6 protein-coding genes are annotated in these 10,612 nt (G+C 43.2%); all 6 read left to right on the forward strand.

Annotation, left to right across the window (positions count from 1 at the left end; genetic code table 11):
* The first annotated feature begins 42 nt into the window (after positions 1 to 42).
* Positions 43 to 1,434, forward strand: a complete 1,392-nt coding sequence (gene malQ, locus L6421_RS02375; RefSeq protein ID WP_237262801.1) for a 4-alpha-glucanotransferase — start codon at positions 43 to 45, stop codon at positions 1,432 to 1,434.
* A 51-nt stretch (positions 1,435 to 1,485) separates the two neighbouring features.
* Entirely contained in the window at positions 1,486 to 3,702 is a 2,217-nt protein-coding gene (gene glgB / locus L6421_RS02380; RefSeq protein WP_237262803.1) for a 1,4-alpha-glucan branching protein GlgB, read from the forward strand.
* 97 nt (positions 3,703 to 3,799) lie between these two features.
* Positions 3,800 to 5,317 (forward strand): glycogen synthase GlgA, encoded by a 1,518-nt coding sequence (gene glgA / locus L6421_RS02385; RefSeq protein ID WP_237262805.1) that lies wholly within the window; start codon positions 3,800 to 3,802, stop codon positions 5,315 to 5,317.
* A complete protein-coding gene (locus L6421_RS02390) occupies positions 5,318 to 7,810 on the forward strand; it encodes a glycogen/starch/alpha-glucan phosphorylase (RefSeq protein ID WP_237262806.1) in 2,493 nt (830 codons plus the stop codon).
* Positions 7,811 to 8,081: 271 nt separating this feature from the next.
* On the forward strand, positions 8,082 to 8,600 hold the full coding sequence (locus L6421_RS02395) for a type II secretion system protein (RefSeq protein WP_237262808.1): 519 nt from the start codon (positions 8,082 to 8,084) through the stop codon (positions 8,598 to 8,600).
* A 135-nt stretch (positions 8,601 to 8,735) separates the two neighbouring features.
* The gene (glmS, locus tag L6421_RS02400) at positions 8,736 to 10,589 is read left to right on the forward strand and encodes a glutamine--fructose-6-phosphate transaminase (isomerizing) (protein ID WP_237262810.1); all 1,854 of its coding nucleotides are present in this window, start codon (positions 8,736 to 8,738) and stop codon (positions 10,587 to 10,589) included.
* Positions 10,590 to 10,612 lie beyond the last annotated feature (23 nt).

The following is a 10,612-nucleotide window of genomic DNA, read 5'->3' on the forward strand; positions in this document are numbered from 1 at the left end:
TGTGAGTTTTAATATCCGTGTAATCAACGTTGAGATAAATGTGTGAATAAAAGACAAGCTGGTGTACTGTTGCACCCAACTTCGTTACCAAATCAAGATGGCAAACCCGGCCAATTAAATGACCAGGCCTGGTTGTTTTTAGATTGGATGCAATCGGCTGGTTTAAGTATTTGGCAAATGCTACCGCTTACTGAACCGCATGATGATTTATCACCTTATCAAGCGGTTTCGGCATTTGCTTTAAACCCTGCGTTGTTACCGGATGATTGGCAAAAGCATTTTCAGGCGGAAGAGTTTTCTTATTACCTAGAAAATCCACCGCATTGGTTGGAGGATTATGCGCTGTTTATGGCCATTAGGGCACACCAGAATCATGCCTCATGGTCCGAATGGCCAGATGATTTCAAACATCGCCAGTCTGCCGCGCTAAAGGTGTTTTCTGAGCAGAATTCGGATGTGATTAACAAGCTGAAAAAGCAGCAGTTTGTTTTATCGGCTATTTGGCACAAACTTAAAGCTGATGCCAATCAGAAAGGAATCGAGTTATTTGGTGATATGCCCATTTTTGTGGCGTTTGATAGCGCGGATGTTTGGGCGAATCCACAGCAGTTTCAACTGGATGAAGATTTAAATCCAACTGTGGTGACAGGTGTGCCTCCCGACTATTTCTCTGAAACTGGGCAACGTTGGGGAAACCCCCACTACAACTGGCAAGTCATGCAGGATGATGGTTTTAGTTGGTGGCGTAAACGTGTTGCCGAAGCGTTGAGTCAATTTGATTTGGTGCGGATTGACCATTTTAGAGGGTTGGAAGCTTCTTGGGAAATTGATGCCAAAGAGGAGACCGCGATGAACGGCAAGTGGGTCAAAATCCCTGGAGATGAACTTTTAGCCGTTTTAAAAGAGGACTTTCCGGATTTACCGCTGGTTGCAGAAGATTTGGGAATCATCACCGATGAAGTGGTCGCCTTAAAAGAGAAGTACGGCCTGCCGGGGATGTCCGTTCTGCAGTTTGGTTTTAACGGCTTGCCGGATAATCCACACTCTTTACATGAACAGGTTGTCAATTCGGTGACCTATACCGGCACCCATGATAACGATACGACGATTGGCTGGTTTGAAAGTTTGGATGAGGGTGCAAAAAATTGGGTTATGGAGCAGTTGCGACCTTTGGCAAAATCAATCGTTGCAGAAAAGGGACTGGATGACCGTTTAGGTTATAGCATGCCTTGGCCTTTAATCATTGCAGGACTAGAGTCAGTTGCTCAACGTGTGATTGTACCGATGCAGGACTTTTTGATGTTGGATGGCCCGCATCGCATGAACGTACCAGGTACTTCAGAAGGGAATTGGACATGGCAATTCAGTTGGCAACAAGTCCCTGAAGATTTAGCTGATACCATTTATAGCTTGGTGAAACAGTCTCGGCGGTAACGCAGTGATAGAAATATAGAAACAGCAAATAAATTAGCGGTGAATAATACTATGCAAATCAGTTGGCAAACTCTCGGTAAAGTCTTGCAGGGCAATATCAATGTCTTAGCGCAAGGCCGTCATCATGACCCATTTCTCTTTTTAGGTTGTCATCCTGTCGATATTTCAGAGGAAAACAAGCATAAAGAGAATGGCTGGAGTTTGAGTGTGTGGTTGCCAACCGCAGAAAAGGCCGAAGTGGAAGGCCATGAACTGCAAAGGGTTGAGAACAGTGATTTGTTTATGGCCTTTATCACCGATAAACAAAAATTAGCATTGCCTAAACATTATGCCGTGAAATGGATTGAGGCTGACGCTTCCGAACATGAGATGGTTTCGCCCTATACGTTTCTGCCGCAGCTTGGTGAGTTGGATTTGCACCTGTTTTCAGAGGGGCGGCATTGGCAAGTCTATGATGTGTTGGGTGCACACCCAAAAGTCATAGATGGTATTTCCGGCGTACAGTTTGCGGTTTGGGCTCCTGCGGCGGAAAGGGTTTCAGTAGTGGGCGATTTCAACGGCTGGCACGGTTTAAGACACCCCATGCGGGTCAATGGCGGCTCGGGGGTGTGGGAACTGTTCATACCCGGTCTACATGCCGGCGACATCTATAAGTTTGAGATTCGTAACCGCCAATCGGGTCATTGTTTCACCAAAACCGACCCTTATGCGGTTTCCATGGAACATCGTCCTAAAACCGGTTGTGTGGTTTACCAAAGTGACTATCAATGGAATGACCAGGCCTGGTTGAAACAACTGGCGGAATTTGATTGGCAAAAATCGCCCATCAATATCTATGAAGTGCATTTAGGTTCGTGGCAAAGAGCGGATGATGGCGGTTTCTTAAGTTATCGAGAGATTGCACACCGTTTGGTGGAATACGTTCAGTGGATGGGCTATACCCATATTGAATTATTGCCGATTTCAGAACATCCATTGGACGAGTCTTGGGGGTATCAAACCACCGGTTATTTTGCACCAACCAGCCGTTTTGGCTCGCCGGACGATTTCCGTTATTTTGTGGATTATTGCCATCAACATAATATTGGGGTGTTTTTGGATTGGGTGCCGGCACACTTCCCAAAAGACGAATTTGCCTTGGGGCGCTTTGATGGCAGTGCTCTTTATGAACATGAAGATCCGCGTAAAGGCGAACATCAGGATTGGGGTACTTACATCTTCAATTTCGGACGCAATGAAGTTAGAAATTTTTTAATCAGTAATGCTTTGTACTGGATAAAAGAGTTGCATATAGATGGGTTGAGGGTCGACGCGGTCGCCTCCATGTTGTATTTGGATTACTCTCGTGAGGACGGGCAGTGGCTTCCCAATGAGCATGGCGGACGAGAAAACCTAGAAGCCATTGATTTTATGCGAAACCTCAATGAACAAGTTCACGCGCAATGCCCGGGTGCGGTGGTGATGGCAGAGGAGTCTACCTCGTGGCCAATGGTTTCACGACCAAACTGGATGGGGGGCTTAGGCTTTTCCATGAAGTGGAATATGGGTTGGATGAACGATACTTTGGACTACTTTGAAAAAGAGCCTATCTATCGTCCTTATCACCATAATCAACTGACGTTCAGTCAAGTGTATGCCTATTCAGAAAACTTTGTATTGCCACTTTCACATGATGAAGTGGTGCATCTTAAAGGCTCTTTGATTGCCAAAATGCCGGGAGATGACTGGCAAAAAGCAGCTAATTTACGATTATTGTTGGCGTATCAAGGTTTGCATCCAGGTAAGAAATTACTCTTTATGGGCTGTGAATTCGCTCAATGGGGCGAGTGGAGTGAAGCACGCTCGTTGGATTGGCATTTATGTGATGATGCCTTAAACCGTGGTGTGCAGTTATTGGCAAAGTCGGTCAATGAGCTTTATAAAACTCATCCGGCATTGTATGAACGAGATTTTGAATCAAGCGGTTTTGAATGGATTGACTGTCATGACTACCAACAATCGATTTTGAGTTTTATTCGTCAAGCGGATAATCAAAAGTTGATTTGTGTATTTAACTTCACACCGGTTCCAAGGGAAAATTACCGTATTGGTTTACCGCAAGCGGGGCAGTATATCGAAGTCTTGAATTCTGACTCGGAGTTGTTTGGTGGAAGTAATAAGGGCAATGCCGGTTATGTCTTCAGTGAAGACTTTGCATGGATGAACCAGCCTTATTCTGCTGAATTGACTTTACCGCCATTAAGTGTGGTCGTGTTAAGGCTAGGTTAGAGCTTAATAGACTTGTCTGAATCAGACATGAAAACAGTGGTTTGCTGTTTTTATATTTGTACAAATTAATCATTAATTATTGAAATTAGGACGCGGAATGAAAATTCTTTTTGCTACATCTGAAGCTCACCCATTTATCAAAACTGGTGGTTTGGCAGATGTTTCAGGTAGTTTGCCTAACGCTTTAGTGGCTTTAAAACATAAAGTGCGTTTAGTGTTGCCAGCTTATCAATCGGTACTTAAAAAGGTCGCCAACAAAGGCATCAAAAAAGTGGCCGAGTTAACCGTGAACGGTTGCGGGAAAACTTTTCAAGCGCGTGTCTTGCAGCTTAAAACCGGTGCGATTGAGGGGGTTGAGTTTCCGGTTTGGTTGGTTGATATTCCTGAGTTGTTTGACAGGCCTGGTAATCCTTATCTGGCGGAAAATGGCACTGATTGGTGGGATAACGGTGAACGTTTTGCGGTGTTCTCCATGGTGGTGGCCGAGCTGGCAATGAATCGAGCGGGTTTAAAATGGCAACCTGATGTTGTGCATAGCAATGACTGGCAAACCGGCCTGGTCCCGGCCCTGTTGAGTCTTGAAAAAGATGCTCCCAAAACCGTGTTTACTATCCATAATATGGCCTATCCTGGGAATTTCCCGAAGTCATTGTTTGACTCTCTAAGGCTACCTTGGCAGTTGTGGGGAATGGAAGGGGTCGAGTTTTACGGACACTTTTCAATGCTGAAAGCGGGTTTGATCAAAGCGGATTGGGTTTCCACGGTGAGCCCGACTTATGCGAAAGAGATTTGCTATCCAGAATTTGCCTATGGCATGGAGGGTGTTTTACAAAAGCGCGAGGAAGAAGGTCGTTTAGTTGGCATCATCAATGGAATTGACGAACATATATGGAATCCAGCTACTGATAATCTGATTGTGGAAAACTATTCGGCCAAAAAAGGTCGAATCGCCGGAAAATTGGCCAATAAACAAGCCTTGTTAAGCGAGCTTTGCCTGTTACGTGGTGAAAAAGAAAAGAGGTCTACTGAAAGGTTAACCAACTGTGTGGATAAGCCTTTGATTGGTTTGGTGGGACGTTTGGTTGAGCAAAAAGGCATGGATTTAGTGCTGGAAGTGATGCCGGAAATCATTCATCAAACCAGTGCCAATTTTGTCATAGTGGGCACGGGCGATAAGGTCTTTGAAGCCAAGGTCAAATTACTGGCACAAAAATATCCAACCCGAATTTGGGCGTTTATCGGATATTCAGAATCTTTAGCGCATAGGGTAGAAGCGGGGGCGGATATGTTCTTGATGCCGTCACGTTTTGAACCCTGTGGGTTAAATCAAATGTATAGCTTAGCGTATGGCACGCCTCCGATTGTTCATCACACCGGTGGACTGGCTGACACTGTTGTTAATGCCACGGATGAAAACATCAAAGCGGGAACGGCAACCGGGTTTGTGTTCTATGACCCAAGCCGCCACGCATTAAAATCAACAATCTTGCATGCATTGCATCTATTTGGCAAAAAACGTACCTGGCAGAAAATACAGAAAACCGGGATGGAGCAGTCTTTGGACTGGAAAAATAGTGCAAAAAAATATGTAGAAATGTATTCGGAGAAAAAGTAAATGCCTACCCAAATAGAAGCGAAAAGAATGGAAGTCATTATCGATATGTTGCAGCATATCGGTATGGAAAAAGAGGATATTGAAAGCGATTTTTTACGATACCTTTGTCACACCTTGGGTAGAAATATTACCTCTGAAGATTATTACCTATATAAGGCCTTGTCTTATGCGATACGTGATCGCTTGATGACGCATTGGAAAAAAACCTGGGAAGCCTATAACGAAAAGAAATTGAAAAAAGCCTATTACCTCTCGATGGAGTTTTTGATTGGTCGTTCTTTAACCAATAATCTGCTGAACCTCGGTGTTGAATCTGAGACTGAAAAAGCCATGTATGATTTAGGTTTGAATCTAGAGGAAATCGAAGAGGCCGAGCGAGATGCTGGTTTGGGTAACGGTGGTTTAGGTCGATTAGCCGCTTGTTTTATGGATAGTTGTGCCACATTGCAGTTACCGGTTATGGGTTATGGGCTACGTTACGAATATGGAATGTTTCGCCAATTGATTCAAAACGGTTACCAAATCGAAGAGCCTGACCATTGGTTGGGTGTCGGCCCGTATCCATGGGAAATCGAACGCGCGGAATATACTCGAGTGATTAAGTTCGGCGGTGAAACCCGCGAGTATGTCGACCCGCATACCGGACAGCTGATTGTACATTGGGAGCATGCTGAAGTAGTGGAAGCGGTGCCTTTTGATGTGCCGATTCCCGGTTTTAAAAACAGCACGGTAAATACCTTACGCTTATGGTCTGCACAGGCACAAGAAGGTTTCAACTTATCGCAATTCAATGCGGGTTCATACCATGAAGCCGTCGCTGAAAAAGCGGGCGCTGAAAATATCACTATGGTGTTATACCCAAATGATAGCAGTGAAAACGGAAAAGAACTTCGTTTAAAACAACAGTACTTTTTGGTTTCGGCCAGTTTGCAAGATGTGGTGGAACAGTGGAAGTCAAAGTACAAAGATTTCACCGATTTTGCTAAGTTTAATGCCTTTCAGCTCAATGATACCCATCCAAGTTTAGCGGTGGCTGAATTGATGCGCTTATTGGTTGATAAAGAAGGTTTGGATTGGGATGACGCCTGGCAAATAACAACCAAAACCATGGCGTACACCAACCATACCTTGTTGCCTGAGGCGCTTGAAAAATGGTCGGTTGGCTTGTTTGAAAAATTGTTGCCACGCCCATTAGAAATCATTTATGAGATTAACCACCGTTTCCTGACTCAAGTATCGATGAAGTGGCCTGCTGATGTTGAAAAGCAGCGTCGTATGTCGATTATCGATGAGCATAATAACGTGTGTATGGCCTATTTGGCGATTGTAGGTAGTCACTCTGTGAACGGGGTGGCGGCTTTGCATTCGGAACTGTTGAAAGAAGGGTTGTTTAATGATTTTTATCAACTATGGCCTGAAAAGTTCAATAACAAAACCAATGGGGTCACTCAGCGACGATGGTTGGCGGGTTGTAATCCTGAATTAAGAGCCTTGTTAAAGGAGAAAATCGGTGAGGACTGGATTACCAAGTTGACCGATTTAGAGAAAATTGAACCTTTGGCAATGGATGCTAAATTCCAGCAGGCCTGGTATGAGGTCAAACAAAACAATAAACAGCGTTTGGCGGAGATGGTCGAGCGTGAAACGGGTGTTAAGTTATCGATTGAGTCGATGTTTGATGTGCAAGTTAAGCGTATCCATGAGTACAAACGCCAGTTGTTGAATGTGTTACATGTTATCCATCTATATGTCCGTATTAAGAATGGCGATACCCAAAATTGGACCAACCGTAGCGTGATTTTTGGTGGTAAAGCGGCTCCTGGTTATGCCATGGCAAAAAACATTATCAAACTGATTAACAATGTGGCGCAAATCGTCAATGCCGATCCCGATGTAGGCGATAAATTGAAAGTGGTGTTCTTCCCTAATTATCGTGTTTCCGCAATGGAAGTGATTTGTCCGGGTACCGATTTGTCTGAACAGATCTCTACCGCGGGTAAAGAGGCTTCTGGAACCGGTAATATGAAGTTCATGATGAATGGTGCCCTAACGATTGGTACTTTAGATGGCGCCAATGTCGAGATTCGTGAAGCGGTGGGGGATGAGAACTTCTTCCTATTTGGTTTGCAAACCCCAGAGGTAGAAGAGTTACGTCACCATTACCAGCCGCAAAATTACATCAACGACAGTCATGCATTACAGTCGGTGATGTCATTGCTAGAGTCAGGGCATTTCAATCAATTTGAACCAGGTATCTTTAACGATATTATCAACTCGATTAAGAGTCCAACGGATCCTTGGATGACCTTGGCGGATTTCCAAAGTTATATCGAAGTGCAAGAGCAAGCTGCGCAGGCCTATCAAAACCGCAGTAATTGGCTAAGGATGAGTATTATCAACTCGGCAAGAAGCGGTATCTTCTCAACCGATAGAACCATGAAAGAGTACAACGATGATATTTGGAAGTTAGAGCCGATTACCATTAAAAATTAAAATCCACCAGGCCTGGTAAAAGAAAACAACCAGGCCTGGTAAAATCAAATTCCTTTCACTCTTTGTTGTCATGGCTTACTTTGACTTGGCAATCACACATCCTCACTTGTAACCTCCGTATTCATTGTTATTACCCATGCATCAGCACTATTTGATGAGATTATGTATTCAATCTCATGAAAATCTTTTTGACATCTGATTTGTAGTTGAATACTTATTAATATAGTATAAATACTTAATTTATGGTTAAGGCTTTGACTTGGGAGTAAGTATGAATCAGAAACAGTTCGGATTTACTTTGGTTGAGTTGAGTGTGATTCTTGTGGTTATCGCGTTGTTGATTGCTGGCGTTTTAAAAGCCCAGGCGATGATTGAAAACGCTCAGATTCGTGCGGATATCAAAAAACTGAAAGAATTTAAAATGATCTCTTTGCTCTATAAGGATAAGTTATCAAAGCTGCCGGGTGAGGACGCTAGCCACCCTGGTCGCCTTAAAACCGTTTTTTCGTCCGACTCTGCACCAAGTGAAGGTTATTTTTACGATGTCTATCAAGCGGGGTTGAGTAAAAGAATGAATCCGTTACCTGCTATCGGCTCGGCCTTTAAAGCGACTTGGGGTGGAAGCAGTGGCACAAATTATGGATTGATTGCCGGAGAAAATCAATTGTGTATAACTGATATAGATGTCGACTTAGCCAAATCTATAGAAAGACAGCTAGATGAAGGTTCAAGAACAAGCGGAGAAGTTGAGTACACATTAAATGGTTCTCAGCTATGTATGAAGTTATAGCTTATGACTCTTTAGCGCTAGGTTATGAAAATAACACCTGGTTTCATAATTTAAAATGAATGATTCAAAATCAAAAAATACTACTTACGGTGTTATAATTCCGTTTTTAAATTAGTGTTAGATAAAAGAGCGTTTATGTGCGGAATTGTTTGCGGCGTTGCGGAAAGAAATATTGTTCCCATTCTTTTGGAAGGTTTAAAACGCCTTGAATATCGCGGGTATGATTCATCAGGTATTGCACTGTTGGATGCAAATTCACAATTTCAGCGTGTTCGTTCTTTAGGTAAAATCGTTAATCTAGAAGAGCGTATTCAGTCGCAACAAACGGATTTTAGCGGCAATATCGGTATTGCCCATACCCGCTGGGCAACCCATGGTGTACCTGCTGAAAACAATGCGCATCCACATGTCTGTAATAATCAAGTGGCCGTGGTTCATAACGGGATTATCGAAAACTATCAAACATTAAAAGCCCAACAGCTTGCAGAGGGGTATCGTTTCACCTCAGAAACCGATACCGAAGTGGTTGCTCATTGTGTGCATAAAGAACTGCAAACTTCAGAAACCCTGTTAGAAGCGGTTCAAAAAGCGGTTAGTCATTTTCATGGCGCCTATGCTTTGGGTGTTATAGCACCTAGTCATCCAGATTTTTTGATTGCCGCCAGAAAAGGTAGCCCATTGGTTATCGGAGTTGGAATCGGTGAGCATTTTATCGCCTCAGATGTGTCCGCTTTACTGCCGGTAACACAAAACTTTATTTTCTTGGAAGAGGGCGATATTGCCGAAATCACTCGTCAAGAAGTCAAAATTTACGATATTGATGGCAACTTAGTTGAACGTCCTATTAAGCAGTCGCAATTAACCGCCAATGCAGTGGAACTTGGCGAGCATCGTCACTATATGCACAAAGAGATTTTTGAGCAGCCACAAGCGGTTATCGATACTTTAGAAGGACGAATCACCAAAGACACCGTGCTCACTTCAGCCTTTGGTTTTCAGGCCGAAGAAATTTTTAAAAGCATTCAACAAATCCAAATCATCGCCTGTGGAACTTCTTATCACTCAGGTTTAGTTGCTAAGTATTGGTTTGAAGATATTATCGGTCTACCGTGTCAGGTAGAGGTCGCCAGTGAATACCGTTACCGTAATCCTGTGGTGCAAAACAATACTTTATTTGTGACTATCAGCCAGTCGGGTGAAACGGCGGATACCTTAGCAGCATTACAACAAGTAAAACAGCTAAAAAATAAATTCAATATCCCAACTTTGACTATTTGCAATGTACCTGAATCCAGCCTTACCCGAGAAAGTGATTTAACCTTTCTCACTCATGCAGGCCCAGAAATCGGGGTAGCGTCAACTAAGGCGTTTACCACTCAGTTAGTTGCCTTATCTTTACTATTGACCTCGGTAGGTAAGACTCTTGGTTTAATGGACTTTAAGCAAGAGCAAAAAATCGTACACGGCTTATTAAAACTACCAGGCCTGGTGAAACAAGCATTGGAGCAAGAAGATACAATCCAAGAGATAGCGAACTGTTTTGCCGATAAGCATAATGCACTTTTCTTAGGGAGAGGAACTATGTATCCCATCGCAATGGAAGGTGCGTTAAAACTTAAAGAGGTTAGTTATATCCATGCCGAAGCTTATCCAGCAGGTGAATTAAAGCATGGCCCTCTAGCCTTGATTGATGATCAGATACCTGTGGTTGCCATCGCACCAAAAGATGATCTACTGGAAAAGTTAAAATCCAATCTTCAAGAAGTCAAAGCTCGCGGTGGGCAAATGATTGTCTTTGAAGATGAAGAGTCCGATATCAGTTCAGATAAAGAGTTTAAAGTAGTAAAAACCACCACCAACGTGGGTCGTATCACAGCGCCTATTACCTTTAATATCCCTTTGCAATTATTAAGTTACCATGTGGCATTGATTAAGGGTACCGATGTGGATCAGCCTAGAAATTTAGCAAAATCGGTAACTGTTGAATAATAATCAAAATATATAAATTAGGA

The sequence above is a fragment of the Thiomicrorhabdus immobilis genome, from assembly GCF_021654855.1.
Lineage (GTDB): Bacteria > Pseudomonadota > Gammaproteobacteria > Thiomicrospirales > Thiomicrospiraceae > Thiomicrorhabdus > Thiomicrorhabdus immobilis.